Here is a 1,031-nt window from a genome sequence, read left to right on the forward strand (position 1 = left end):
TTTTGTTGTGCAGGTCGATGAAGGAGCGGATGTCGGCCTCGAGCTGCCTGACGGAGGTGTGAACACCTCGCTGGATCTGCTTTCTGGTGAGTTCAGCGAACCAGCGCTCGACCTGATTGACGCGGAAGTCGGCGTGAAGTGGACATGATAATGCGGGCGGCGGGCGAGCCACGCTTTGACCTTGGGTGTCTTGTGGGTGGCGTAGTTATCCATGACGATATGGACATCGAGCCCTTCAGGAACTTGAGCATCGATCTCCTTAAAACTTCAAGAACTCAACTGCCCGGTGGCGCTTGTAGCATTTGCCGATGACGAACCCCGAGGCGATATCGAGTGCTGCAAACAGCGTGGTCGTACCATGCCGCAGATAGCCGTGCGTACGACGTTACGGCACGCCAGGCATCATCGGCAAGATCGGTTGCTCGCGATCGAGCGCCTGAATCTGGCTCTTCTCATCGATGCTGAGAACAAGGGCTCGGTTCGGTGGGGATAGATAAAGGCCGACGATATCGCGCACCTTGTCAACGAACAGCGGATCGCTCGACAGCTTGAATGTCTGGCTGCGGTGCGGCTGCAAGCCGAACGCCGCCCACATTCGGCGGATCGTGGTGTGGGAAAAGCCAGTTTCCGCAGCCATCGAACGGATCGACCAGTGCGTCGCATCGGCCGGCGTCGTGCGCAAAGTCCGCTCGATCACAGCCGCAACCTGATCGTCGTTGATGGTGCGAGGGCGGCGAGGGCGGCCAGGGCGGGCTTCGTCAAGCAGGCCGTTACAGCGATCCTTCAGAAATCGGCGGCGCCACTTGCCAACGGTGTGTTCATGGATGCCGAGTTCGGCAGCCACGGACTTGCTTGGCAAGCCATCCGCACACCGCAGGATCGCGCGGCACCGCTCAGATAGCGACCGGGCAACACGATGACGACGAACTTGCCTCTCTAAGTACGCTCGCTCCTGCGCACTCAGCACCAACGGCGCGATGGGCCGGCCTCTCACACCCGCATTCGTCACAAGCGCTCTCCTCTATCGAGAG

Annotated in this window: 1 pseudogene; it reads right to left on the minus strand. The window is 60.1% G+C overall.

The features are described from left to right. Positions 1 to 1,009: pseudogene (locus LMTR3_RS28350) on the minus strand (IS630 family transposase); the annotation flags it as partial. Between the last annotated feature and the right edge of the window lie 22 nt (positions 1,010 to 1,031).

Source organism: Bradyrhizobium sp. LMTR 3 (genome assembly GCF_001693485.1).
Lineage (GTDB): Bacteria > Pseudomonadota > Alphaproteobacteria > Rhizobiales > Xanthobacteraceae > Bradyrhizobium.